The sequence below is a fragment of the Streptomyces sp. Root1310 genome (assembly GCF_001426425.1).
In the GTDB taxonomy this organism is placed as follows: Bacteria; Actinomycetota; Actinomycetes; order Streptomycetales; family Streptomycetaceae; genus Streptomyces.
In genome coordinates this window covers 663,579-687,773 of record NZ_LMEQ01000012.1, presented here as the reverse complement: position 1 = coordinate 687,773, position 24,195 = coordinate 663,579, and the positions used below count along the sequence as shown (strand labels likewise).

General features: G+C 73.5%; 18 protein-coding genes and 1 pseudogene. All 19 read right to left on the bottom strand.

Going from position 1 to position 24,195, the window contains the following annotated elements; translation table 11 throughout:
• Nucleotides 1-297: 297 nt before the first annotated feature.
• The 19 genes and pseudogenes from ASD48_RS21275 to ASD48_RS21185 all read right to left on the bottom strand — a co-directional run bounded on the left by ASD48_RS21275 (nucleotide 298) and on the right by ASD48_RS21185 (nucleotide 24,050).
• Nucleotides 298-1,455 carry a hypothetical protein gene (locus tag ASD48_RS21275; protein WP_057603228.1) on the bottom strand — a complete coding sequence of 386 codons (1,158 nt, stop codon included), beginning with the start codon at nucleotides 1,453-1,455 and terminating at the stop codon, nucleotides 298-300.
• Nucleotides 1,452-2,069, bottom strand: coding sequence for a hypothetical protein (locus tag ASD48_RS21270; protein WP_057603227.1), 618 nt, complete (start codon nucleotides 2,067-2,069; stop codon nucleotides 1,452-1,454). The genes ASD48_RS21275 and ASD48_RS21270 overlap by 4 nt, the downstream gene beginning before the upstream one ends.
• The gene (locus tag ASD48_RS21265) at nucleotides 2,069-4,387 is read right to left on the bottom strand and encodes a beta-ketoacyl-[acyl-carrier-protein] synthase family protein (RefSeq protein ID WP_057603226.1); all 2,319 of its coding nucleotides are present in this window, start codon (nucleotides 4,385-4,387) and stop codon (nucleotides 2,069-2,071) included. Before ASD48_RS21265 ends, ASD48_RS21270 begins: the two co-directional genes overlap by 1 nt.
• The gene (locus ASD48_RS21260; protein ID WP_057603225.1) at nucleotides 4,387-5,430 is read right to left on the bottom strand and encodes an aminomethyltransferase family protein; all 1,044 of its coding nucleotides are present in this window, start codon (nucleotides 5,428-5,430) and stop codon (nucleotides 4,387-4,389) included. The genes ASD48_RS21265 and ASD48_RS21260 overlap by 1 nt, the downstream gene beginning before the upstream one ends.
• 51 nt (nucleotides 5,431-5,481) lie before the next feature.
• Nucleotides 5,482-7,635, bottom strand: coding sequence for a GNAT family N-acetyltransferase (locus ASD48_RS21255; RefSeq protein ID WP_057603224.1), 2,154 nt, complete (start codon nucleotides 7,633-7,635; stop codon nucleotides 5,482-5,484).
• A gap of 51 nt (nucleotides 7,636-7,686) precedes the next feature.
• Entirely contained in the window at nucleotides 7,687-8,211 is a 525-nt protein-coding gene (gene fabZ / locus ASD48_RS21250) for a 3-hydroxyacyl-ACP dehydratase FabZ (protein WP_057603223.1), read from the bottom strand.
• Nucleotides 8,212-8,213: 2 nt separating this feature from the next.
• Nucleotides 8,214-8,504 carry a phosphopantetheine-binding protein gene (locus tag ASD48_RS21245; RefSeq protein ID WP_020127988.1) on the bottom strand — a complete coding sequence of 97 codons (291 nt, stop codon included), beginning with the start codon at nucleotides 8,502-8,504 and terminating at the stop codon, nucleotides 8,214-8,216.
• 72 nt (nucleotides 8,505-8,576) lie between these two features.
• Nucleotides 8,577-9,329 (bottom strand): 3-oxoacyl-ACP reductase FabG, encoded by a 753-nt coding sequence (gene fabG, locus ASD48_RS21240; RefSeq protein WP_057603222.1) that lies wholly within the window; start codon nucleotides 9,327-9,329, stop codon nucleotides 8,577-8,579.
• Nucleotides 9,326-10,354: a 2,3-diaminopropionate biosynthesis protein SbnB gene (sbnB, locus tag ASD48_RS21235; protein ID WP_057603221.1), complete on the bottom strand. Its 1,029-nt coding sequence runs from the start codon at nucleotides 10,352-10,354 to the stop codon at nucleotides 9,326-9,328. The genes fabG and sbnB overlap by 4 nt, the downstream gene beginning before the upstream one ends.
• The gene (gene sbnA, locus ASD48_RS21230; protein ID WP_057603220.1) at nucleotides 10,351-11,439 is read right to left on the bottom strand and encodes a 2,3-diaminopropionate biosynthesis protein SbnA; all 1,089 of its coding nucleotides are present in this window, start codon (nucleotides 11,437-11,439) and stop codon (nucleotides 10,351-10,353) included. The genes sbnB and sbnA overlap by 4 nt, the downstream gene beginning before the upstream one ends.
• Nucleotides 11,436-13,766, bottom strand: a complete 2,331-nt coding sequence (locus tag ASD48_RS21225) for a lantibiotic dehydratase (RefSeq protein WP_057603218.1) — start codon at nucleotides 13,764-13,766, stop codon at nucleotides 11,436-11,438. The genes sbnA and ASD48_RS21225 overlap by 4 nt, the downstream gene beginning before the upstream one ends.
• The gene (locus ASD48_RS21220; RefSeq protein ID WP_057603215.1) at nucleotides 13,763-14,953 is read right to left on the bottom strand and encodes a PLP-dependent aminotransferase family protein; all 1,191 of its coding nucleotides are present in this window, start codon (nucleotides 14,951-14,953) and stop codon (nucleotides 13,763-13,765) included. Before ASD48_RS21220 ends, ASD48_RS21225 begins: the two co-directional genes overlap by 4 nt.
• A gap of 5 nt (nucleotides 14,954-14,958) precedes the next feature.
• Nucleotides 14,959-15,213, bottom strand: a complete 255-nt coding sequence (locus ASD48_RS21215; RefSeq protein ID WP_057603213.1) for an acyl carrier protein — start codon at nucleotides 15,211-15,213, stop codon at nucleotides 14,959-14,961.
• Nucleotides 15,194-16,723 carry a class I adenylate-forming enzyme family protein gene (locus ASD48_RS21210; protein ID WP_057603211.1) on the bottom strand — a complete coding sequence of 510 codons (1,530 nt, stop codon included), beginning with the start codon at nucleotides 16,721-16,723 and terminating at the stop codon, nucleotides 15,194-15,196. The genes ASD48_RS21215 and ASD48_RS21210 overlap by 20 nt, the downstream gene beginning before the upstream one ends.
• Nucleotides 16,710-17,648 carry an ACP S-malonyltransferase gene (locus tag ASD48_RS21205; protein ID WP_057603209.1) on the bottom strand — a complete coding sequence of 313 codons (939 nt, stop codon included), beginning with the start codon at nucleotides 17,646-17,648 and terminating at the stop codon, nucleotides 16,710-16,712. The genes ASD48_RS21210 and ASD48_RS21205 overlap by 14 nt, the downstream gene beginning before the upstream one ends.
• A gap of 190 nt (nucleotides 17,649-17,838) precedes the next feature.
• Nucleotides 17,839-18,633: an ABC transporter permease gene (locus ASD48_RS21200; RefSeq protein WP_057603207.1), complete on the bottom strand. Its 795-nt coding sequence runs from the start codon at nucleotides 18,631-18,633 to the stop codon at nucleotides 17,839-17,841.
• Nucleotides 18,630-19,589 (bottom strand): ABC transporter ATP-binding protein, encoded by a 960-nt coding sequence (locus ASD48_RS21195; protein ID WP_057603205.1) that lies wholly within the window; start codon nucleotides 19,587-19,589, stop codon nucleotides 18,630-18,632. The genes ASD48_RS21200 and ASD48_RS21195 overlap by 4 nt, the downstream gene beginning before the upstream one ends.
• Before the next feature lie 257 nt (nucleotides 19,590-19,846).
• Nucleotides 19,847-20,035, bottom strand: a pseudogene (locus ASD48_RS21190) (hypothetical protein); the annotation flags it as partial.
• A gap of 172 nt (nucleotides 20,036-20,207) precedes the next feature.
• Nucleotides 20,208-24,050 carry a Pls/PosA family non-ribosomal peptide synthetase gene (locus tag ASD48_RS21185; RefSeq protein ID WP_057603562.1) on the bottom strand — a complete coding sequence of 1,281 codons (3,843 nt, stop codon included), beginning with the start codon at nucleotides 24,048-24,050 and terminating at the stop codon, nucleotides 20,208-20,210.
• Nucleotides 24,051-24,195 lie beyond the last annotated feature (145 nt).

Genomic DNA, 24,195 nt, shown 5'->3' with positions numbered 1-24,195 from the left:
AGGGCGGTGGAGTGGGCTGGGGGGTGGAGTGGGCTGGGGGGTGGGCTCGCCAGGGCATGGACTCGCCAGGGCGGCGGAGTCAGCAGGCCGTGGAGTCGGCAGGCCGTGGAGTCGGCAGGGCTGTGGAGTCGGCGGGGCGGTGGAATGGGCTGGGGGGTGGACTCGCCAGGGCGGTGGAATCGGCAGGGGTGGGCTCGCCAGGGCATGGACTCGCCAGGGCGGCGGAGTCAGCAGGCCGTGGAGTCAGCAGGCCGTGGAGTCGGCAGGGCCGTGGAGTCGGCAGGGCCGTGGGCCGGGTCAGTTCGGGGCGGTCAGCGCGTGCTCGATGTCGTCGAGGACCACCTCGGCCGCCTCGCGTGCGCCGGGGCGGCTGCGGCAGGACAGGGTCAGTTCGGTCTCGTCGCCGACCTGGCAGGTGCTCAGGAACATCTCGGCGTAGGGCACGAGCATCGGCAGCGTGGAGAAGCCGGTCGGGTGAAACCCGTCGGTGCGCAGTTCGGCGGTGTCGATCCGGCCGTGGTCGGAGACGATCGCCGTGCACGGGAACCGGGTGCCGTCCAGTTCCTGCGCCTCGCGCAGCGAGTTGGCGAAGGGGTTGCTGCGCAGGAAGTCCCCATCCAGCGCGGCCACCTCGTGCTTGCCGAGCAGAGCCCGGACGATCCGGCCGTGCAGCCGCTTCCAGCTGTCGTCCCGGTGCAGGTCCAGCACCAGCCGGGAGGTGAGGTTGGCGGTGGAGCGGACCGTGCGGTCGTGGCGGCGCAGGTCCACCGGCACGATCAGCCGGCCCGTCTCGCCGCCGAGACGGCGGGAGAGGGCGGCGGCCACCCGGGCGGTGACCGCCGACGGGGCCGCCCGCACCCGGCGCCGTATCCAGAGCGGGGTGCCGTCGGCCGGTCCGTCGCCGAGGATCGCGGGCAGGCCGTCCAGCCGGGCAGGCGGCTCGGCGGGCGGCACCTTCCCGGCGGCCGTCCGGAAGTGGGTGTCGTCGACGACGGACGCGGCGCCGACCGGCTCCTCGCCGCGCAGCACCCGGAACACGTCGGCGATCCACTGCCGGAGCCCGCGGCCGTCGGTGACGATGTGGCTGGCCCGGACGACCAGCCGGGTCGACGGCCCCGCGACGAGTCCGACCTCGCAGACCGGTCCGGAGACGACGTCCAGGTCGCGGTGGAAGAAGGGGGCGTCGAAGGCGTCGCCGCCGGGGAGTTCGACGACCGGCGGCAGCGGGCCGTCGGCGCGCCAGCCCGCACCCCGGCGCCGCACCGCGAGGCCGGGACTCGCGAGGGTGGCGGACCGCACCGCGTCCCGCAGCGCGTCGGGGTCGATGCGGCCCTCGCCCTCCACGATCATCTGGATCAGCTGCGGGGTGCCGGTGGCCGCGGCGTTCAGGTAGCCGCGCTCGATCTGCGAGATACGGCGGGTGTAGGGCCGTACAGCGGCCGCTGTGGCTGTCATGCCGGCTCCTGGGGCGAGGTGTGCAGACGGACGGGGGCGGGGGCGTCGGCCGCGAGGGCCAGGTGCATCGCCGGGGCCACCGTCGTCGAACGCACCCGGTACGCGCCCACGTTGGTGGGCCGCCAGCCCGGCCGCCACGCGGGCAGCCGGACCCCGGCGAAGGTCTCCTTGGTGACGTGCGAGGCCTTGATGAGCGCCTCGCACTCGGCGAAGTCCCGGATCTCGGCGGGGCGGCGGCGGCCGAGCAGGGTGCCGAGCCACCGCATGGCGGCCGGCCGGTCCCGTTCGTCCTGGAGGTCCACCCCGATGTGCACCGGGCCGGCCGACAGGGCCACGGCGCTCCAGCCGTCGCAGTGCGCGACCGAGGCGGTGAGCCCGTGGGCCGGGACGTGCCAGCGCTTGTGGACGTCCCTCGTGAGGTCCCGCGCCCCGATGTCGAGGCCGTGCACCCGGGCGACGGCCTCGATGATCAGCGAACGGCCGGACGCGTCGAGGCGGCGGCCCATGCGGTCGCGCGGAAGGTGGGCGTGGTGGGTGACCAGGCAGTCGATCGGGGCAGGTCGCGCCGCGCCGCGCAGCACCGGATCCATCACCAGCCCCAGCAGCGCCCCCATCACGCCTCCGTGTCGAACACGGCCGCCGCGTAGCTGCCGCCGTAGGCGAAGCTGGAGAGCAGCAGCCTGCCCTGCCGGGTCGGGGCGGTCAGCGCCGCCACCAGTCCCAGGGCGCCCGCGCTGCCGTAGGTCTCCCCCAGCAGGGCCTTGGGGGTGATCGTCGGGCGGTCGAGGAGGCCCGCGAGGCGCAGGGCCCGGGACTGGGCGGTGTCCACCAGGCTGTAGCCGGAGGCCGCCGAGACGACGGTGTCGATCTCGTCGGGCGTGACCCGGGCCTCGGCCATCGCACCGCGCAGCGCCCGCGCCCAGGCCTCGCCGTCGCGGCCGATGCGGCCGATCCCGGCCGGTTCGCCGGAGGCCCCATAACCGCGCACCTTCGCCAGGACGTCCGCGCCCCGGGACGAGGCCGACCGCTCGCTCTCCAGAAGGACGGCCGCCGCGCCCTCGCTGAGCACCATGCCGCTGCGGCCGCCGGGGACCACCGGTCCGGAGCGCGCGTAGCCGGGGAGGCCGGCCTGGGTGGCGAGCGCCTGCTCGGGGAACTCGTCGGCGATCACCACCATGATCCGGTCCGCCATGCCGCGCGCGATGACCCGGGCGGCGAGCTGGAGCGCCAGGACGGAGCTCGTGCCGCCGTTGGCGATCGTCGCGGTGTAGCCGCGGTAGCGGTGCAGCATCGCCACGTGGCCGGCGGCCGCGTTGACCACGGTGTTGGCGAACAGCGCCGGGTTGGCGCCGCTGATGCCCTGCTGGAGGACGCCCTTGTGGAACTGCAGGACCGAGGTGACCGGCCCGTAGCCGGTGGCGAAGACGATGCCCGTGCCCTCGGCCTCGGCCCGCGAGGGCTTGCCGTGCCGGCCGTAGAGGTCGGCGACGGCGGCGGCGGCCAGCAGGCTGAGCGGGTCCATCCGGCGGGCCCGGCTCGGGTTGATGCCCCGGGACGCCGACTTGACGTCCACCCGGCCGACCGGCACCTCGCCCACGCCCCGGACGTGTTCGGTGGCGGTGAAGCAGGCGCGCTCGCCGTCGAGGGCGGCCACCAGGTCGGCGGTGTTGCCCGCGCCGCCCGCCAGCCCAGCGACTCCGGTGACGACGACCTCGTGGACCTGCTCGGTGCGGCGCGGGGCCGAGCTCGGGCGGCCCGGCCGGTTGAGGACGACGGAGGCGTTGTTGCCGCCGAAGGCGAAGGAGTTGGAGATGACCACCTCGGGCCGGGTCCCGGCGCGGCCGGTGTCCGGGATGACGTCCAGGCCGAACGGCTGGGCCACGCCCCGGGTGTTGACGGTCGGCGGCAGCGTGCCGCGGTCGATGGCCAGGGTGCTGACGACCGCCTCGACCGCCCCGGCCGCGCCGAGGGTGTGGCCGAGGATCGACTTGGTGGAGCTGGCCGGCGGCACCGAGGAGCCGAACAGCAGCTTCACCGCCTTCGGTTCGGAGGCGTCGTTCGCCGGGGTACCCGTGCCGTGCAGGTTGAGGTAGTCGACGTCCTGCGGGGTCAGCCCCGCCGTGTCCAGGGCCTGGGCCATGGCGGCGCAGGCGCCCTTGCCGCTCGGGTCGGGAGCGGTCTGGTGGTAGCCGTCGCAGGAGAGGCCGTAGCCGCCCAGCTCGGCGAGGACGCGGGCGCCCCGGGAGGCGGCGCGGTCCGCCGACTCCAGGACCATGAACCCGGCCCCCTCCCCGAGGGTCAGGCCCGTGGACGCCGACATCGGCGAGCACGGCTCCGGGTCGAGCGCGCCCAGGGCGCTGAACCCGTACGCGGAGAGCGAGGCGAGGGGGTCGACACCGCCGCAGATGACGTGGTCGACGTCCCCCTTCCACAGCAGCTCGGCCGCGTAGCCGAGGGCCACGGCGCTGGCCGCGCAGGCGTTGGACAGGACCACGCGCGGGCCGCGCAGGTCGAACTCGGCGGCGATGTAGTCACCGACACAGGGCAGTTGGACGGCGGCCGCCCGCTCCGCGTCCAGCTTGCCCTCGTGGACGAGGTCCGCGTGGACGCTCTCCAGCGTCGGCATGGCGCCCAGGCTGGAGCCGACCACGACCGCGACCCGGTCCCGGTCGACGGTGTCCAGGTCGAGCCCGCTGCTCTCCAGGGCCTCCCGGATGGCGGTGGCGGCGAGGGCGTAGCAGCGGTCGACGTCGGCCGGCTGCTCGCCGGTGACCATCCCGGCCCACTCGGTCAGCAGCTCGGAGGTGTCCATGAGGGTGTTGGTGCGGATGCCGGAGGTGCCGGACGCGATGGACGACCAGCCCTTCTCGACGTCGTCACCGGCACCGGTGATGAGTCCCAGGCCCGTCAGGGCGATTCTCGGCGTGGACATCAGGCGATCCGGGTGGTGAGGGAGCGGGCGATGACACGGGGCAGGGTCACGGTGCGCAGCGGGCGCTCGGCGGCCTGCTCGTCCGGGGCGGCCAGTTCGAGACCGGAGACCCAGAACGGGGCGTCCAGGAGGGCGAAGACGAGCTCCTCCTCCGGGTTGGCGGAGGGCGCCTGCCACAGGACCGTGCCGATCTCCCGGCCGGCCGCCGTCACCTGCGTGCCGGCCGTGAACCGGCTGTCGGCGGGGGCGGCCAGGGCAGTCAGCCGGGCCGTCTCGGCGGTGGGCCTGACCAGGTCGTCGGAGCCGCGGAACTCGCCGATCCGGTTCCAGTCGATCATCCAGGACAGGTCGGCCTCGTCGACCGAAAGACCGGCGAAACCGGCGGCGTAGACGGCCATGCCGGCCTCGGCCTGGACCCGGGCGAGCCCCTCGGCGCCGACCGGCGCGCCGCCTTCCTCCTGGACCGCGGCCAGCACGGCCCGGTGGGCGGCCTCGGGGGCGTTGCTGAGGAGCAGGTAGCCGTACTCGCCCGTGGTGCCGACGCGGGCCAGGTGGGCGAGTGCGGCCGGGTCGTCGGGCAGCGCGGACTCGGTGACGGCGTGCAGGGTCAGGCCCGAGATGTCGAAGTCGACGAAGCGGGCCGCGACCGACCAGGCCGTCGGGCCCTCGAACGCCGTGGCGGCCCAGCCCTCCGGCTCGATGTCGACCTCCACGCCCTCGGGGACGTCCAGGCCGTCGAGGTAGCCGCGCAGCTCGTCGGCGGTCACCCGGGTGCGGGGCAGCAGCCAGGCGTCCTCGCCGATCTCGAAGTGCAGCAGGATCGCGAACGGGGTGCCGTCGGCGTTCAGGGCCAGCACCTCGCGGACGGAGTCCGGCTCGACGAAGTCGCCCGACTTGGCCAGGAACTGGTCGAGCAGTGCCAGCCGCTCGTCGCCCGAGACGCGGACCAGCGGGGCGTCGATCCGGTAGGCGCCGATGGTGGTGCGCACGGTGGCGTAGTCGTCCGAGGCGGTACGGGCGGCGGAGACGGTGGTGGTGGTCATGGTGTGGGGTTTCCTCTCGAAGGACGGTGGTCGGAGCTGGATGACGGTGGTTCAGGACCGGGTGGGTCCGTCGTGCACGGCCAGCTGCCAGGCACTCGGCCGGCGGGCCGGGGACACGCAGCCGATCAGCAGGCCGGAAGGGGTCGTACGCAGGACGAGTTCGGCCTGCGGGCACGCGCCGTCGGCGGGCCGGCAGTCGAGCCAGCTGCCGTCGGCGAGTCGTACGGTGGCCGCGGTGGCCCAGACCTGACGGAAGCCGGCCGAGCCGAGCTCCCACCGGGTGCCGGCCGAGTCGAGCAGCACGGTGGTCTCGCGCGGGGTGTTCGGGGTGAGCCAGAGGACGATCTCCTCCTCGCTGTCCGGGGCCTGGATGTCGGCCCGGACCGGCTCGGCGGTGTTTTCGGGGGCGGTCAGTTCCCAGCCGATCCGCTCGCGCGGGGCGAACAGGCCGAGCGGGTGCTTCTCCTCCCAGGCGGCCGACCGCACGCCCCAGCCGAGACCGCTCGCGCGGCCGAACCGGCTGCTCTCCGCGGTGACCCACATGCCGGCCGACCAGCGGGGGTTGTAGCCGAAGACCCGGGTGCGCGGGTACGGGCTGCGCAGGACCTTGGTGGTGCCCTCCTTCCAGGAGGTGACTCCGGCGGCGGAGGCGGTGAGTTCCAGCCGGCGGACGGCACCCGGCTTCGGGACGGTACGGGCGGGTCGTTCGGCTTCGGTCTTCGCTTCCGTCCCCGCTTCGGTCACCGGTTCGGTCGCAGCATCGGCCGCGGCCTCGGTCGCAGCTTCCGTCGCAGCGTCGGTCGTTGTGTCGGTCCCCGCGTCGGCCGTTGTGTCGGTTCCCGCGTCCGTCCTCGCGGTCGCCGGGTGGAAGTCGGTCCGCAGCCGGGCCACTCCGTCCGGGCCGGCCGCCAGGCCGCGCTCCAGCAGGGCGCTGTGGATCAGCCGGACCGGCTCGCGGACCGGCAGCCCGATGCCCCACGAGGTCGACCGCCAGGCGAGCTCGGTGCCGGCCGGGACCACCTGGGAGGCGGCGACCGCCTCCGAGGCGTCGCGGACGCCGAGGCCCAGACCGATCGGGTGGCGCTCGCCGTCCGGGTGGACGAAGGTGCCCTGCCGCAGTCCGACCGTCTGGAAGATCCGGCCGGGGCGGCTGGTGAAGGTGAAGTCCTGCCGCAGGGTGCCCTCGGTGAGGGTGACGGTGCCGACGACCTCGTCCTCGCCGCACCGCTCGGTGACCCGGACCCCGTTCTCGACGGCGACGATGTCCAGGTCGCGGGGCTCGCCCTCGCGCCAGCCCGCCGGGCGGTCGGCCCGGCAGCTGGGCCAGGTGGAGACGAACAGCGGGCCGTGGTGGCCCTCGGCCAGCACCGACAGCGTGCCGTCGTCGCCGTCCACCTCGCAGACCAGTCCCCCGGAGCCGAACCGGTGCGGCTCCGGCCGCCTCGGTGCGCGCACGTGGTACGGCGGTTCGGTGAGCCGCAGCGCGCGGGCGGTGCCGTCGGGTCCGGTGACCTCCGCCTCGCGGACGACGCCGCGGTCGACGTCGACGCTCGCGGTGATCCGGAACCCGCCCAGCGCCAGCTGGTAGTCGACCGTGCGGACGCCGTCCACCAGCCGGACGTCGGAGCGCAGTTCGTCGTCCCGGGCCTCGGTGACCGTGCCGAAGCTGTTCAGTCCCCCGAGGGCCGACCTGACCTCCGGCCCCAGGTCCGCGAACACGCTGCGCAGGACCAGCGGGATGTAGTTGTGCAGTTCGACGTTGCCGTCCTCGCCGGGCACGGTCTGCCCCACGGAGACGCAGCCGACGCGCCGGTAGAGCTTGAACGCGACGCTGTTGGCCGGGTTGACGGTGAGCCGGAGCACCAGGCAGCCGGACTGCACCATCCACTCGACGGCCTCCGTGAACAGCCGGCCGGTGATGACGCCGTTGCGGTAGGCGGGGGCGACGAAGAACATGTCGGCGATCAGCTCACCGGCGCGGGCGGAGCGCCGGCCGGTGTTGTGGAACAGGCCGAAGGTGCCCACCACACGCCCGCCGTCCACGGCCACGAGGAACGTTCCCGTGTCCCGTTCGGCCAGCTCGCGCTCCAGCTCGTCACCGGTGATGCCGCCCGCCACCGGGTTGGGGTTGTCGCGGTGGCGGTTGTAGAGCGCCGCGATGTCGTGCGCGTCGCCCTCCTGGTACGGGCGGATCGTGATGGACATGCCTCACCTCCTTTTCTTCGAGGGTTCTTCGGTGGGACCCGTGCAGCGGGGTCAGGCCTTGCGGCCGGTGGTGACGATCAGGGAGCCGGCGGCGGCCAGTTCCGAGCCGACGCTCGCCCGCACCGACACCTGCCGCAGGCCGCCCAGCCGCTGGCCGAGCTTGGCGTCCAGGGTCAGCTGGTCGCCGGGGACGACGAGCCGGGAGAACTTCATCGAGCTGATGGACCCGAGGTAGCCGACGCTCTCGGAGGGGTCGCCGCCCTCGGGCGCACCGGCGGCCGCGGCTGCCGCGGCCGCCTCGACGAGCTCGGCGACGTACACGACGGCCACCAGCTGGGCCATCGCCTCGACGATCATCACGCCCGGCATGATCGAGTGGTCGGGGTAGTGCCCGGCGAAGAAGGGCTCGTTCACCGAGACGCTCTTCACGCCGCGGCCCGAGACGCCGGGGACGACGTCGTAGGCACGGTCGATCATCAGCATCGGCCAGCGGTGCGGCAGCATCCGCTTGATGTCGTCGGAGGAGTAACTGTGCTTCTGCTGGGGCCTGGCGGGGGCCTCGGAGGCGATGGTCATGCTCAGACCTCGCGGGCTTCGATGAAGTCGACCAGGGCGTTGATGGAGCCGAAGGCCTCGAAGTCGTCGTCGCTGATCAGCACGTCGTACTCGTTGTTGACCATGACGACGATCTCCAGGGTGTCCAGCGAGTCCATCTCCAGACCGCGGCCGAACAGCGGCTGGTTGTCGGAGACGACGGCGGGCTCGACGTCCAGGCCCAGGCGGTCGATGATCATCGACTTGACCTTCATGTTCTTCGCCAGGCGGGTCTCGGCCTGGGTACGGATGTCCTCGAAGGTGGCGACGGACACGGTGCGTTCCTTTCACAGAGGGGATGAGTGCTGTGCGATTGCCGTGCGATGGCGATTGCCATGCTCTGGTGGCTAGTTGGGGATCATTCCGCCGTCGACGGTGAGCACCTTGCCGGTGATGTAGGAGGCGGCGGGGGCGGCCAGGAAGGCGGCCGCCTGGGCCACCTCGGCCGCGGTGCCCATGCGCCCCATCGGGATGACCTGGAGCGCCTCCTTCATGTGGGCCGGCGGCACCTTCTTGACCATGTCGGTGTCGATGAAGCCGGGCGCGACGACGTTGACCCGGATACCGCGCGGGGCGACCTCGTACGACAGCGTCTTGGCCATGGCGATCACCCCGCCCTTACTGGCGGCGTAGTTGGCCTGACCGGCCCGGCCGGCGATGCCGCTGGTGGAGGCGATGAAGACGATCGCGCCGCCGCTCGCGTACATCTGCTTGGTGGCCTCGCGGGCGGTGTAGAAGGTGCCGGTCAGGTTGGTGCCGATGACCTCCTGCCACTTGGCGGAGCTCATGGCGGCCAGGTGACCGTCGGCGGTGACACCGGAGTTGAGGACGGCTACGTCGAGACGCCCCCAGGCCGCCTTCAGCTGCTTGTACATCGCGGCGACCTGGGCCTCGTCGGAGACGTCCGCGCGGACCGGCAGGGCCTCCCGGCCGAGTGCGCGGATCCGCTCGGCGACCTCCTCGGCCTTCGCCTCGTTGGAGCGGTAGTTGAGGGCCACGTCGCAGCCGTGCTCGGCCAGGGTGAGCGCGATCGCCGCGCCGATGCCGCGCGAGGCGCCGGTGACGAGGGCCTTGGTGCCCTCGGCGAAGAAGGTGCTCATGCGGCCCTCCCCGCCATCGCCGCGGTGACCCGGTGGCTGCCCGGGTCGAACCCCGCGGCCTCGGTGCCGAGGCCGGCCGCGGTGGCGGCCTTGAGGACCGCCTGGGCGACCGCGAGGTCGAGGATGCCGAGCCCGAAGGGCGAGAAGACGATCGTGCGGTCCGTGGCCGGCGGCTCGGAGCAGCCCAGCACGCCGGCGATCTCGGCGTGCACGAACTCCCGGTGCCCGGTCTCCTGTTCGGCCCTGTGCAGGGAGGTCCGCTCACGGACGGCGTGCTCGATGTCGTCGACCACGTTGTACGCGCCGAGCACCGAGTCGGTGCTCAGGTCGCGCAGCGACAGGTGCAGGATCACCTGGCGGGACGGGCGGTCGGGGTGGGCGGCCAGGTCGAGCCAGTACGTCGAGTCGGTGGTCGCGATGCTCACCGTCTCGGCTCCGAGCGCCTCGGCGATGTCGCCGGTGCGGAAGGTGATCCCCGGGTACTCGCACTCCAGTTCGGCGGCGAACACCTCGGCACGGCCCGGGACGACGTCCTGGAGCACCACGGTCTCGAGCTCGGGGTGGGTCAGGGTGAGGAAGGCGAGGACCCGCTGGTTGATCGTGCCGCAGCCGATGAACCCGGCCGTGCGCACCGGACGGGAACCGTGCAGCGCGCCGCTGGCGAGGGCGGCGCTCGCCGCCGTCCGGGAGGACGAGATCTGGCTGCCTTCCAGCAGGGCCTGCGGATAGCCGGTGTCGAGGTCGTTGAGCACCTGGACGGAGGAGGCCCGCTGGAGGCCCTGCTCGACGTTGGCCGGGAAGGACGAGATCCACTTCAGGCCCATCACCGGCTCGGGGCCGCCCAGGTAGGCGGGCAGGGAGATGATGCGCGAGCCGGCGGGCCGCGGCGGGCGCAGGAAGCTGGAGAACGGCACCTGCGAGTGGCCCTGGCCGTGCAGCACGTAGGCGCTGCGGACCGCGTCGAGGACGGCGGGTCCGAGGCCCTTCAGGGCCACTGCGACGTCGTCGCGACCGAGGATCCTCATGACTCACTCCTTTCGTGATCGGTGGTGTCGGGACCGGGGTGGTCGAGACGGGTGTGGTCGGGTAGCGGGAAGTCCTTGAAGCGGTCCTCGACCCAGGAGTCCGAGTAGACGGTGTCGAGGTAGCGGTCGCCGCCGTCGGGAAGGACGGCTACGCAGGTCGCGCCCGGTTCGATCCAGGACGCCGCGTGCTGGAGGGCGGCCACGACGGCGCCCGAGGAGCCGCCGGCCAGGATGGACTCCTGGGCGAGCAGCTGCCGGCAGCCGCGTACGCAGTCCAGATCGGTCACCTTGACGATCCGGTCCGCGAGGCCCGGCCGCAGCAGCGGCGGCACGACCGCCGCCCCGTGACCGGGGATCGTGCGCCGGTGGGTGAGCTCCCACGGCTCCGGCGGTCCGAAGATCACGCTGCCGACCGCGTCCACCGCCACCACGTTCGTGGCCAGGCCGTGGTCGCGGATGTACTCGGCGCAGCCGCGCAGCGTCCCGGTCGTGCCGGCCGCGAGGAACAGGTGGTCGGGGCCGCCCGGCAGGGCCTCGTGGATCTCCCGCATCGTGTGGTGGTGGGCCCGGGAGTTGTGCTCGTTGGCGTACTGGTTGGGCCAGTAGGCGTCCGGGACGCTCTCGAGGAGCGAGCGCACCCGCTCGATCCGGGCCGGCAGGTACTCGCCGGTGGCCGGGTCGCGGTCGACCACCTCGACCCTGGCGCCGTACGCCCGCATGATGGCGGCGTTCTGCGGGGTGGTGCGCGGGTCGATCACGCAGATCAGGTTCAGCCGGTAGAAGTTGCACAGCTGGGCGAGGGCGATGCCCAGGTTGCCGGAGGAGGACTCCACGACCGTGGAGACGCCGGGGACGAGCTTCCCCGCCCTGATGGCGTGCTCGATCATCGACTTGGCGGCGCGGTCCTTGATGGAGCCGCCCGGGTTGAAGCGCTCGCACTTGGCGTACACCTGGAACCGCGCGGGCGGGAACAGGCGGTCGAGGGCGACCAGCGGGGTGCCGCCGATCGTCGCGACGATGTCGGGGTCCCGGGTGCGGGTGGCACGGACCGCGAGGGCCGCGCCGTCGGAGGCGAGGACGGTCATTCCGGCACCTTTCTGCTGATCTGGAGCCGCAGTTCGCTGACGAAGCGCTCGCCGTCGGCGTCCGGAAGCCAGGAGTCCTCCGGAGCCGGCAGCGGCTCGCTGAGGGTGATGACGGCGTCGGGGTCGAGCCGGCGCGCGGCCCGGACGAGGTTGGCGAAGGACAGCACCAGCGTCGGGCTGGTGAAGTCGACGAGGGACGGCTTGGTCTCCTCGGGGAACTTGACGAAGAGCAGGTCGGGCAGGGCGTGTTCGGCCACCCACCGGCGGACGGCGAGATAGTCGCGCTCCCGCTCGGCCTTGTCGGGCAGTTCCGTTCCGGCGGCCGGCAGCCGCCAGGTCTCCCGGAACAGCACCAGGTCGTCGAGGCTCACGCGCGGGGCGTGCGGCCGGTCCAGGCCGATCTTGAAGGCGTCCGCGGCGATGATCGCGACGGGCACGGCGAGCAGCTCGGCGATGCTCCAGACTCCCCCGTCGGGGGTGGTCGCGGTGACGGTGCCGTCCTTCTCGGCCAGCCCGACGGACACGGCGGGGTCGACGCGCGTGCGGTCGTCGTAAGGAGCCCGGGTGAAGCCGATCAGCCGGTCGCCGGCGCCGATCGGGGCGGGCACCATGCGGCCGCTGTTGCGCTTCCACTCGACCGGCAGCAGCGGCACCAGCCGCCGGGCACCGATCGCCGCGTTCACCTTGTCCCGCAGCGAGCCGGCGTCGGTGGTCCAGTCGAGGAACGGCAGGTCCAGGGTGGCCAGGCAGGCGTGCAGTTCGCCGAGGACGGTGGTGTAGTCACCGGCGTTGAAGGCGTCGACGGACCGGGCCACCACCTGCAGGTCGGGGCTGTGCACGGCGAGATGGGGTGAGCGCACCGGGCCGGTCGCGAAGACCTCGCGGGCCCGCTTCTCGATGTCGGACACCGACAGGCGTACCGGGGCCCGCTGTTCCTCGGCGAGGTGCAGCACCTCGCGCCACTTCTCGGCGAGTTCACGGGTCGCGGTCTCCACCGGGGTGGCGTGGTCGCCCCAGAACAGCCCGAGTACCTGCGTCCACACGTCGGCGAGGGTGACGTCCCCGCGGCGGCGGGCCGCGGCCTTGCGCACGAACCCGGCGACCTCCGCCTCCACCAGTTCGGCGAGCCGGTTGCCGAACCAGTCCGCCGCGTCCGCGACCAGGGCCAGCGGACGGGCGATGCCGTCCAGGAAGTCCCGCCCCAGGTCCATCCGGCAGTCCCGGAGGGAGTCCTGGTAGCAGAGCGTGCGGCCGGCGTACGCCTTGCCCTCGTCGCGGGAGGCCGACTGTCCCGTCGTCCGGACGAAGAACTCGTCGAGCCGGTCGAGCGCCGCCACGAGCTCCTCGGCGCTCGACGCCCGGTCGATGCCGTCGCGCAGCCGGTCGAGTCCGCTGAGGACCGCGTCGAAGCGGACGAACAGCTCCGGGTCGCCGATGCCGGCCACCCGGCGGCGCAGCACCTCCTCGGCACGGACGTCGACGGGGATGTTGGCGTCCCAGGTCAGCACCCGCTGCCGCAGCAGCCGGGTCAGGACCTTCTCCACCCGCTCCCGCGCCGTCGCCGGCTCCCAGCCGGTCGCCTCGGCGATGGCCTCGCCGCCGCGGTCGCCGTCCACCAGGCGCAGCACCCGGACGTCGTCCTCGCGCAGCCTCACGGTACGGCCGCCCTGCATGACGAGCCGGTCGCCGTCGAGGTGCACGTCGGGCCGCAGCATCGGCGGGAACCACCAGCGGGCGCCCGGCTGCCCGGCCATCCAGTCGGCCAGCGCGGCCACCGTCCAGCGTTCGAGGAAGGTACGGCTCCGCGAGGTGAGCGACGGGCCGAGATCGAGATCGACGGCTCGCTGCCCCCGGCCGACGGAGATCCACGCCCCCGGGCCGAAGAAGCCGATGGTGTCGGCCTTGGCGCAGTACCGCAGCCAGTACATGGCCAGGGTGCGTTCACGCTGCCGGCGCTTGGACTCCTTGCCCTTGCGCGCGGCGAGCGAGTCGAGGATCTGGTAGACGGTGCGGTTCTGCCAGGCGATGGCGGTGCGCACCTTGTCGTCGGTGGCGAGCAGGGCCAGCCGCCCGGCCTCGGCGTCGGTGTCGGCGCGGTAGGCGGCGCTGAAGGCCTCCCGGCCGTCCGTCCCGCCGCCGGTCTCCAGCAGTTGCGCGGCGGCGCGGGCGGCGTGCGGGCCGCCGATCAGGCCGAGGCCGGAGACGGGGAAGCCCGCGCTGCGGAGCAGTCCGACGCCCCATACCCGCCAGGCGCTGTCACCCAGCCGGTACGACGGTCCGAAGGCCGTCCAGTCGAGCGCGCGGGTCGCTTCGAGCGTGCCGGTCATGCCGCCGCCCCTTCCGCCGCCCGTCGACCGAGCGCGGCCGCCAGCCGGGAGATCCCCTCGGGGATCCGCTTCTTCGGGACGTGGCTGAAGCACAGCCGGAGCGCGTCGGCGTTCTCCCCGCCGATGCCGAAGTGCGAGCCGGGCACGAAGGAGACCCCGTGCTCGGCCGCCGCGTCGGCGAAGGTGTTCGTGTCGACGCCGTTGCGGTGCCGCAGCCAGATGTAGAAGCCGCCGTCCGGCCGCTGCCACGACCAGGGCCCGTCGGCGCCGAGTTCGGCGTCCAGCGCGTCGGCCATCAGCGTCGACCGCTCCCGGTAGCTCGCCCGGTAGGCGTCGATCAGGTCCGTCCAGCCGGAGCGGGTGTGGAAGGCGGCGAGCGCCGCCTGGGCGAGCGCCGACGGGGACAGCGCCATGATCTCGGTCGTACGGCGCAGGGTGCTCGCGAGTTCCGCCGGCGCCGCGATCCAGCCGCAGCGCAGCCCGGGCGCGAACACCTTGGAGAAGGTGCCGAGATAGATCACCCGGTCGGGGTCGAGGCCCTGGAGGGTGTCGGTGGTCCGCCCGTCGAAGCCGAGCAGGCCGTAGGGGTTGTCCTCGACGATCAGCAGGTCCAGCTCCCGGGCCACGGTGAGCAGTTCCCTGCGGCGGGCGACGGAGAGGGTGGCGCCGGTCGGGTTCTGGAAGGTCGGGTTGCAGTACAGGAGGCGGGCGGTGCGGCCGTCGGCGCGCAGTCGCCGCACCGTCTCGCGCAGTCCCTCGGGGTCGAGCCCCTCGGCGTCCTCGGGCACCGCGTGCGGGTGCAGTCCGGCCGTGCGGAAGGCGGCCGCGGCGCCGGGGTAGGCGGGCGTCTGGCACAGGACCGTCTCGCCCGGGGCGGCGAGGCCCAGGGCCACCGCCATCAGCCCCATCTGGGAGCCGCCGGTCGGGACCAGGTTCTCGGCGGTCGTACGTCCGCCCTCGCGGGCCATCAGGTCGGTGATCGCCGGCACCAGGGCCCCCGCGACATGCGGGGTCGTGTACTGGAGGGCGAGCTTCCCGCCGAGCCGCAGGAGCCGGGAGAGCTGGGCGGAGAGGACGTCCAGCGGCAGGACGTCCAGGTCGGGCAGGCCCCCGGCGAAGGATATCAGGTCCCCGCCCCGTTCGAACAGCCGCGGCATCTCCACCGCGGGTCGTGTGTCGGTCCACATGGCGGTCAGCTCCCGGCTCTGGCCGGCAGTGCGGCGGCCAACTGGTCCTGCACGGAGGCCAGCAGGCCGGCCGAGGAGGTGAGCGCGGGGTCGGCGAGCACCTCGGGGTCGATCTCGATGCCGTACTGCTCCTCGACGGCCATCACCAGGGCGATGGTCTGGAGCGAGTCCACGCCGAGGTCCACGAGCGGGGTCTGCGGGTCGGTGACCGTGACGGCGCAGATCTCCTCGACGAGCTGGTCAAACTGCGACTGGTTCATGGCTGGTCCTCGTCTGTGCGGGCTGTCGGGTGGTCTGTCCGGCGGGGCGGTGGGCGGCGGCGCGGACCAGCAGCCCGGCGGCCTTGCGGTCCGGTTTGCCGTTCGCGGTCAGCGGTACGGCGTCGAGGGGGACGATCAGGTCGGGCAGCCGGGCCCGGTCGAGGCGCTGCCGCAGCCGGTCGCGGATCTCCTCGGGCGTGAGGGAGGTCTGCACGGCCAGGAGCAGGGGGGCGTCCTCGGTCTCCGGCCGGAGCGCCACCGCCGCGATCACGCCGGGGATCCGCTCGGCGGCGTCCTCGATCTCGGTCAGCCCGAGGCGGATCCCGCGTCGCTTGATCATGTCGTCGTCGCGGCCGACGAAGTAGAGCCGGCCGTCCTCGTCGAGGTAGCCCTGGTCGCCGGTGTGGAGTTCCAGCGCGCCGTCGGCGTCGCGGACGTAGCGGTGCTGTGCCTCCAGCGGGACGCCCCAGTAGCCGGCCATCACGGTGGTGCCGGCCACGACGATCTCGCCGACCTCGCGGGGGCCGAGCTCCCGCTTCCGGCCGTCGACGATCCGGACCCGGTCGCCGGGGATGGGCCGCCCGACCGAGTCGGGGTGGGCGGCGTACTCGGCGGGGTCGAGGATCGAGATGCGCTTGCACTCGGTCATGCCGTACATCGACGCGAACGCCGACCCGGGGAAGACGTCGAGGAGTTCGGCCATGACGGCCCGGCCCGGTCGGGCACCCGTGTTGGTGAACAGCCGCACCCCGGTGGGCCGCCGCAGCCTGCTCTGGAGCAGCGCCAGCATCTGGGCCAGCGAGGGTACGAGCGGGACGACGGTCACGCCGTGCTGCTCGATGGTCTGCAACAGGCCCCGGTCGCCGCCGCGTTCGGCGAGGACGAGGGTGCCGCCGGTGCGGGCGCAGAGCAGTGCCTGGTAGAGGCCGTAGTCGAAGGAGAGCGGCAGCCGGCACAGCACCACGTCGTCCGCGGTGTAGCCGAGGCAGGCGCCCACGGCCTCGACGGCCGCGATCATCTGCCGGTGGGGGCAGACGACGCCCTTCGGGCGGCCGGTGGTGCCCGAGGTGTAGATCAGCATCGCGACGCCGTCGTCCGGGATCCGGGCGGCGAAACCGTCGGCGGGGGCGTCCCGGATCTCCTGCCGGGCCTGCCCGACCGGGACGGTCCGGCCGGCCCGCTCCCCCGCGCCGGGCGGGCAGATCGCCAGGGCGGCCGAGCAGTCCTCGACGATGCCGCCGATCTGGAGGTCGGTCAGGTCGGGGTGGACGGGGACGAAGACGGCGCCGATACGGAGGGTGGCGTGGAAGAGGGCGAGGAAGGTGCGGTCGTTGCCACCGGCGTGGACGACCCGCTGCCCGGGGGCGACGCCCTGGGCCCGCAGCCAGCCTGCCGCGCGGTCGACGTCCGCGCCGAGCTCGGCGTAGGTGAGGGTGCCGTCGCCGTCGACGACCGCGGGGTGGTCGGGGCGCTCGGCGCGGGCGCGCTCGAAGAGGTCAGACACCGGCATGGGCGGGTTCCTCCTTACGGGCGCTCTCGCCGATGCGCACGAGGGCCTTGCCGATGTCGCGGGCCGTGCTGACCGGGAGGACGTCGAGTTCGGGGTGGCGGCGCTTGAGGATGTTGGCGAGGGTGCGGGCGGGCGGCAGCGACACCGTCAGCCCGGGTGCCAGGCGGGCGAGGGTGTGCAGGCACAGGTCCCAGCGCACCGGCCGGACCACCTGGTCGACGAGCCGCCGGCGGACCGTCTCGGGGTCGGCGACCACCTCGCCGTCGGCGTTGGAGAGCAGGGCCCCGCGGGGGGCCGTGAAGTCGGTCGTGGCGGCCGCGGCGGCGAAGGCCTGCCGCGCGGACTCCATGTAAGGGGTGTGGAAGGCGCCCGCGACCGGCAGGGGTTTGACGGTCGACCCGTGCGGGGGCGCGGCCGCCAGCTGCTGGAGGCGCTCGGTGAGCCCGGCGGCCACGATCTGGCCGGGACCGTTGAACGTGGCCGCGTACAGGCCGAGTTCGGCGATCCGCTCCAGCACCCGGGCCTCGTCGCCGCCGACCACGGCCGCCATCGAGGTGGGTGCCTCTGCGCAGGCCGCGGCCATGGCCCGGCCGCGGACCGCGGCCAGCCGTACCGCGTCCACGGGTGTGAGGACTCCGGCGTAGGCGGCTGCGGTGAGCTCGCCGACCGAGTGCCCGGCCGCGACCGCGGCGCCCGCCGCCGCCAGCGCCTCGTGGGCCAGCAGGCCCTGGGCAACCAGCAGCGGCTGGGTGTTCTCCGTGCGGGCGATCTCCGCGGCCGAGGCCCGGGTGCCCAAGTGGACGAGATCGCAGTCCGCGGCCTCGGACCAGGCCCGTACGCGCTCGGCGTGGACCGGGTCGCGCAGCCAGCCGGCCATCATGCCAGGGGTCTGGGAGCCCTGACCCGGCGCCATGATTGCGAACATGTGTTCTATCCCCCTTTCGTGTTGAGCCCGTCGCACGGCGCTCGGGCCGGCGGGCGGTGGGATGCGGATGGATTCGGTGAGATGAGCGAGGCGAGGTGAAGAGGGGTGGGGCGAGGTGAGGTGAAGAGAGGTCGGGCAAGGTGAGGCCTGGTGGGCCGGAGCCGGGTGGGACGGCCCCGGGTGGGGTGGGCTACTGGCGGCCGGTGCTCTTCGCGAACCGGCGGACGGCCATGAAGCCGAACCCGGCGAACCAGGCGACGATGTTGAAGACGGCGCCTGCCAGGCTGGAGTGCTCGCCGCTGAAGCTGTAGCCGTCGGTGAGGGCGTAGCGGGCGAGGGTGGAAACGCCGTACATCGGCGTGTACCGCGAGATCTCGAGCATGGTGCCGCTCAGCGGGATGAACAGGTTGCCGAGGAAGGCCAGCGCGGTCATCGTCAGCCCCGGCATGTGCATCACGACGTCGGGCTTGAGGGCCAGGCCCAGCGAGATGCCGAGCGCCGCGAAGACCGCGGCCCCGAGCCAGGCGACGACCAGGGACGTCACCCACACCTCGGCGTCGGCGTGCGCGCCGGTGACGAAGCCCAGCACTCCGACGATGGCCACCGGCACGGCGGCCATCACCACCGAGCACAAGACCTTGACGAGCAGGTACCCGGGCGGGGCGAGCGGGCTCAGCGCGATCGTGCGCATCCAGCCGGCCGACTTCTCGACGGAGATGGTGGCCGCGGAACTGGTGGCGGCCATCGCCGCCCCGTACACGGCGAGGCCGATCATCATCCAGGCGGCGAAGTTGCCGTGCGGCAGCGTGCCGTGGGCCGGCGCGGTACGGAACAGGGCGAGGTAGAGGACGGCCGGGAGGAGGAGCGTGAAGATCGTGGTCTGACGGTTGAAGCGGCGGGCCAGCTCGTAGCGGACGAAGGTGGGGTTGACTCCGCTGAAGGACGAGGCACGCGGGCGGGCGGGCGGCGCGGTCAAGGTGGTCATCGCGGGACCTCCTGGCCGGTACGGCCGTGCTGCGTGATGGCCATGAAGGCCTCTTCGAGGCTTCGGGGGGCCACTTCGATCTCGGTGGCGGAGGTCCGCGTGACGAGCAGCCGCAGCAGGGCGTCGGAATCGGTGGAGTCGAAGTAGTGGCGATCGCCGCGGACCGCGACCGAGCGGACGGACGCGGAGTCGGCGACCGCGGCGGCGTCCTGCGGGCTGATCAGCGCGGAGACGGTGCGACCGCTGATACGGGTACGGATCGAGGAGGCGGACCCGTCGGCGACGACCCGCCCCCGGTCGACCATCACCACCCGGTCGGCGAACCGGTCGGCCTCCTCCATGTAGTGCGTGGCGAACAGGACCGTCATGCCGTGCCGGGCGTCCTCGCGGACGGTGGCCCAGAACTCGCGGCGGGCCGCCACGTCCATCCCGGCGGTCGGCTCGTCCAGCACCAGGAACTCCGGGTTCGACAGCAGCGCGATCGCGAACCTCAGCCGCTGCTGCTCACCCCCGGAGCACTCGGAGACCCGGCGGTCCCGCAGCCTGGTGACGCCTGCCCTGCTCATCACGGTCTCCGGGTCGGCGCCGGGGTGCAGCGAGCCGAGCATCCGCACGGTGGCCTCGACGGTCAGGTCGGGCAGCAGTCCGCCGCTCTGCAGGACGGCGGCCACGCGACCGGCGCGCACCGCCTGCTGCGCCGCCTCGCCGAACAGCTCCACCTGTCCCGCGTCGGGCCGGGTGAGGCCCAGGAGCATGTCGATCGTGGTCGTCTTGCCCGCGCCGTTCGGTCCGAGAAACGCCACGACCTCGCCGCGCCGGATCCGCAGGTCCAGCCCGTCCACAGCGGTGAACTCCTCGCCCTTGGCGTTGGCGAACCGCTTCACGACCGCGCTGAGCACGGCGGCATCCGGTGACGTCACCTCCCCCGACGCCGGGCGGAGTTGGGTTTCGGTCATCTTCAGGTCCTCACGATCCGGTGGGGGGTGGCTTGACGAGAAACACTCTTGCGCCCACCGCTATCCGCCCGAACCGAAGCGGCTATCCCTGCCCTATCGGGCCCCGGGACGGCCGAAAAGAGCCCTCCCCCGTCGCCGGCCTCGCGGCCCCTGCGCGTCCGACCCGGACCTCGACGAACTCACCCCTCCCCGTGGCGGTGACCGGCCGGCGACCGCCACGGGGAGGGGGCGTTCACTCACCTGCCGTGAGCGATTCCCGGGATGGCCTCAAGCTCCCGCTGCACCGCCGCGTCGTGGAGCGGCTTCAGCGCCGCCCGGACCGCCTCCACCGCCCTCGCGTGGTCGCCGACCACCGCCCGCGCCGCCTCGGACAGTCGCGCTCCTCTCGCGACCATGTCCCGCTCGCCACGCCCCACGCTTCCCGCCCCTCTCCCGCCTCCCCGCATCCTCCCACCGCGACCCCGGCCCCCGACGGCCGTTCCTCGCGCCCGACGGACCCCGACGCCTCGGCACCACGGTCCGCCGAGCAGGCCACAGCCCCCCGGCCCTCCCACTCGCCCCTCGCCCCCCGGCCCCCGGCCCCGTCGTGGAACGTCGCGCACATCCCACGGATCCCGGTCAGGAACTCGCCGGCGTGCTCGGAGCGATCGGGTTCCCCAACCAGCGGGTCCTGGCCGGTACTCGCTCCCCGCGCATCACCAGGGACGCGGGCCCCACCACCGTGCCGGCCGCCAGCGAGGCACCGGGCAACGCGATGGAGTGCGGCCCCAGCGTGGCTCCCGCGTCCAGTCGGATCTGGTCCAGCTGCAACACCCGGTCGTGGAAGACGTGCGTCTGCACCACGCAACCGCGGTTGACCGAGGCTCCGTCCCCGATACGGACCAGGTCGGTCTCGGGCAGCCAGTGGGTCTCGCACCACACGCCGCGGCCGATCCGGGCTCCGAGCGAGCGCAGCCACAGATTGAGGAACGGCGTACCGGTCAGCAGCCGGCCGAGCCAGGGTATGGCCAGTTCCTCGACAAAGGTGTCGTAGAGCTCGTTCCGCCAGACGAAGGAACTCCACAGCGGGTGGCGGCCTGTCCTGAACCGCCCCACCACAAGCCATTTCGCCGCAGTGGTGGCCAGACAGGCGAGTACGCCCGCGCCCAGCAGCACCACTCCCGAAAGGGCGGCGGCCACCAGCAGCCCGTGGCGAGCGGCGAGCACTTGGAGTGCCACCGCGGCCAGGCTGCCGATGAAGGCCGTACCCATGATCGGTACCAGTCGGCACGCCTCCACGGCTGCCCGGGCGAGCACCAGTCTCCGCGGCGGCGCCCAGGTCCGTCCAGGATCCCCCTTCTCCCGCACCCGGGGCAATGAGAGACCTGGTCTGCCCAGCCAGGACGATCCGGGTTCGGCGTGCGCGGGGGCATCCGAGAGCACCCCGACCAGGGCGCCCGGGGGAAGCTCCCGGCCCGGTCCCACGATCCCGGAGTTGCCGACGAAAGCACGCCGCCCGACGCGGGAGAAGTCCAGCCGGAGCCAGCCGCCACGCAGCTCGAACGGCGCCACCAGGGTGTCATCGGCGAGGAATGCCTGGTCACCGACCCGCATCAGTGCCGGCAGCCCCAGCACGGTGGAAACTTCCGCCTGCCGCCCGACCCTGGCCCCGAGCAGTCGCAGCCACAACGGCGTCAGCAGGCCCGCGTAGAAAGGGAAGAGCGAGGTCCGGGCCATACTCATGAGCCGTGCGACCCACCAGGCGCACCAGGTGACCCTGCCACACGTCGGATGGTGCCCGGGAGTCAGAACCCGGCCCGCGAGCCGCACCAGCACCACGGTCAGCGCCGCGTAACAGCCCATCGCCAGCAGGACGAGCAGCGGGGTCAGCAGCAGCAGGTCGAGCACCACGGCGCCGAGGCCATGTTCGTCGCCCACCAGACGGTTCAGGACCAGCAGCGCGGGCAGGGAGGCCACCAGCGGCAGCAGCCCCAGGGCCGACAAGGCCGCGCTGTAGGCCAGTTCCCAGCGCCGCGAGCGTCGCCGGACCGGCTGCGGCCAGTCGTGGCCCGCGCGCGGGGCACCGGACATCCGCCGTGCCGGTGAGCCGTGCCACCGCTCGTCCGCGGGCACTTCGCCCTCCACACAGCTGCCGGGTGCGACATCCGCACCGCTTCCCACCTTGGCGCCGGGCATCAGCATGCTGCGGGCGCCCACTCGGGCGCCGTCCCCGATCTCGACCCGGCCCAGATGGAGCACATCGCCGTCCAGCCACCAGCCGGCCACGTCCGCCCCCGGCTCCAGAACACATCCGGAGCCGAAACGGGCCATCCCGGTCACCGGCGGCATGGCGTGCAGGTCCACGCTCTGCCCCACCGCGCAGCCCAACGCCTTGGCGTAGCGGGCAGCCCAGTGAGTGCCGAGCAGTGTGGCCGTACCGAGTACGGTCCCCATGCGTTCAGCCGCCCACAACCGCAGGTGCACCGAGCCGCCACGGGGGTGCGTACCGGGTCGGAACCCGGCGGTGAGCAACCGGCCGACGGCCGCCCCGATCACGACGCGGCCGGGGGCGCTGGACAGAGCCAGCCAGCCCGCAGCGATCAGCCACCACGAACTCCGTGGGGCCCATGACCGCGGACCGAGGAGGTTGTCCAGCGCGGCGAGCAGGACCAGCAGTCGTATCCCGACCACGGCGCACAGGACGGTCACCACCACGAGCTGTACCGCACCGGTCCAGCGGGGGGTGGGTCGGATCGTGCGCGCGGGCTCGCCGCCGACCTCCAGGTCATCCAGCCGTGCGGCGAGGTCCGTCAGCCGGGGACACCGGTAGACATCGGTGACGGAAACCCCGGGGACGCGTTCGCGCAAAGTCGACACCAGCTGCGCGGCGGACAGGCTGGTACCGCCGAGGGCGAAGAAATCGCTGTCCTCCTCGGGGCGGAGTCCGAGCAGGCTCTCCCAGAGGTCGGTCAGCCATCCCGCGGTGCCGGTCGGCCCTGGGGCCGCCCCCGGTGCGGTACCGGCTCCCGGTGTGGCGTGCTGATCGAGCAGCGGCCAGGGCAGGGCGTCACGGTCGACCTTGCCGGACGCGCGGGTGGGAAGACCGTCGACGACGGCCAGCAGGGGCACCAGCGGCCGGGGCAGCCGGGTGAGCAGCAGGACCCTGGCGGCAGCGGTGTCGAAGCACGGGCGGCCGTCCCCGTGCAGGACCAGGTACCCGACCAGGACCTGGCCGCCCGCCCGGGTGGCGCGTACGGCGGCAGCGGCGGCGCTTACCCCGGGCAGCGACCGGAGCGCGGCATCGATCTCGCCGAGTTCCACACGGCGGCCGGACAGCTTCACCTGCTCGTCCGCCCTCCCCACGTACACCAGTCCCAGAGGGTCGGCGCGCACCAGGTCGCCGCTGCGATAGGCGCGCACACTGCGCAGAACAGGGTGCGGCTGGAACTTCTCGGCGTCCTTGGCAGGGTCCAGGTAACGGGCCGTCCCGACGCCGCCGATCACCAGCTCTCCGATCTCGCCCCAGGCCACGGGCTCGTTGTCCGGGCCCACGACGGCCACTTCGCAGCCCGCCAACGGTGCGCCGACGCGCACGGGCCGACCGGGGACCAGCCGGGCGGCACAGGCCACCACGGTGGTCTCCGTGGGACCGTAGGTGTTCCACAGCTCGCGCTGCGGAGCGGCCAGCCGGTCGACCAGTTCGGCCGGGCACGCCTCTCCGCCCAGGACGAGCAGCCGCACTCCCGTGAGGCACTCGGCCGGCCACAGGGCGGCCAGGGTCGGAACAGTGGAGACCACGGTGACACCGCGCTCCAGTAGCCACGGCCCCAGCTCGGCACCGGCTCTGACCAGCGAGCGGGGCGCCGGAACCAGACAGGCGCCGTGGCGCCATGCGAGCCACATCTCCTCGCAGGAGGCGTCGAAGGCGACGGACAGCCCGGCCAGCACCCGGTCCCCCGGTCCCGGCGGTCGGTGCCGGAGGAACAGCTGTGCCTCCGCGTCCACGAAGGCGGCGGCCGAGCGGTGGGTCACGGCCACGCCCTTGGGGGGTCCTGAGGTGCCGGAGGTGAAAATGATCCAGGCGTCGTCGGCCGGCCGCGGCTGACCCGCCCGGCCGCACGGCACGCGGCCGGGGACCGGACGGACGGTCCCGCTTTCGCCGATGACGGCGCAGACCTCCGCGTCGGCCCAGACGACCGCGGCACGCCGGTCCGGGTCCTCGGCGTCCACAGGGACATAGGCCGCGCCCGCGCGGAGCACCGTGAGCACGGCGGTGTAGAGGTCCACGGTTCCGGACGGCACCCGGACTCCGACCCGGTCCCCCACGCCGACACCGAGCACAGCGAGGTCACGTGCCAGCAGGCCGGCCCGGTCCCACAGCTCGCGATAGCTGAGGACCACGCCGTCGGCGTCGAGCGCGGGTGCGTCGGGGTACACCCGTACGGACGCCTCCAGTATGTCGAGCAGGGTACGCGGGGGCATGGCCGGCGCGGCGGCCCAGACCGCGCCCAGCCGGTTCCGCCGGCGCTCCGGGGGACCCTCCTCGCCGTACCTGTCGGCAGGTGGAGACGCCCGTCCGCCCGGGCCGGGCCGCGGATGTTCCCGGTGAGTCGGACCCGGCTCCTGA

Excerpts from the sequence above, each read along its gene's own strand:
- ASD48_RS21200 (WP_057603207.1), bottom strand. The coding sequence starts at position 18,633 with ATGACCACCTTGACCGCGCCGCCCGCCCGCCCGCGTGCCTCGTCCTTC.
- ASD48_RS21215 (WP_057603213.1), bottom strand. The coding sequence starts at position 15,213 with ATGAACCAGTCGCAGTTTGACCAGCTCGTCGAGGAGATCTGCGCCGTC.
- ASD48_RS21195 (WP_057603205.1), bottom strand. The coding sequence starts at position 19,589 with ATGACCGAAACCCAACTCCGCCCGGCGTCGGGGGAGGTGACGTCACCG.
- ASD48_RS21210 (WP_057603211.1), bottom strand. The coding sequence starts at position 16,723 with ATGCCGGTGTCTGACCTCTTCGAGCGCGCCCGCGCCGAGCGCCCCGAC.
- ASD48_RS21220 (WP_057603215.1), bottom strand. The coding sequence starts at position 14,953 with ATGTGGACCGACACACGACCCGCGGTGGAGATGCCGCGGCTGTTCGAA.
- ASD48_RS21275 (WP_057603228.1), bottom strand. The coding sequence starts at position 1,455 with ATGACAGCCACAGCGGCCGCTGTACGGCCCTACACCCGCCGTATCTCG.
- ASD48_RS21185 (WP_057603562.1), bottom strand. The coding sequence starts at position 24,050 with ATGCCCCCGCGTACCCTGCTCGACATACTGGAGGCGTCCGTACGGGTG.
- ASD48_RS21265 (WP_057603226.1), bottom strand. The coding sequence starts at position 4,387 with ATGTCCACGCCGAGAATCGCCCTGACGGGCCTGGGACTCATCACCGGT.
- fabZ (WP_057603223.1), bottom strand. The coding sequence starts at position 8,211 with ATGACCATCGCCTCCGAGGCCCCCGCCAGGCCCCAGCAGAAGCACAGT.
- ASD48_RS21260 (WP_057603225.1), bottom strand. The coding sequence starts at position 5,430 with ATGACCACCACCACCGTCTCCGCCGCCCGTACCGCCTCGGACGACTAC.
- ASD48_RS21205 (WP_057603209.1), bottom strand. The coding sequence starts at position 17,648 with ATGTTCGCAATCATGGCGCCGGGTCAGGGCTCCCAGACCCCTGGCATG.
- fabG (WP_057603222.1), bottom strand. The coding sequence starts at position 9,329 with ATGAGCACCTTCTTCGCCGAGGGCACCAAGGCCCTCGTCACCGGCGCC.
- ASD48_RS21255 (WP_057603224.1), bottom strand. The coding sequence starts at position 7,635 with ATGTCCATCACGATCCGCCCGTACCAGGAGGGCGACGCGCACGACATC.
- sbnB (WP_057603221.1), bottom strand. The coding sequence starts at position 10,354 with ATGAGGATCCTCGGTCGCGACGACGTCGCAGTGGCCCTGAAGGGCCTC.
- ASD48_RS21270 (WP_057603227.1), bottom strand. The coding sequence starts at position 2,069 with ATGGGGGCGCTGCTGGGGCTGGTGATGGATCCGGTGCTGCGCGGCGCG.
- sbnA (WP_057603220.1), bottom strand. The coding sequence starts at position 11,439 with ATGACCGTCCTCGCCTCCGACGGCGCGGCCCTCGCGGTCCGTGCCACC.
- ASD48_RS21225 (WP_057603218.1), bottom strand. The coding sequence starts at position 13,766 with ATGACCGGCACGCTCGAAGCGACCCGCGCGCTCGACTGGACGGCCTTC.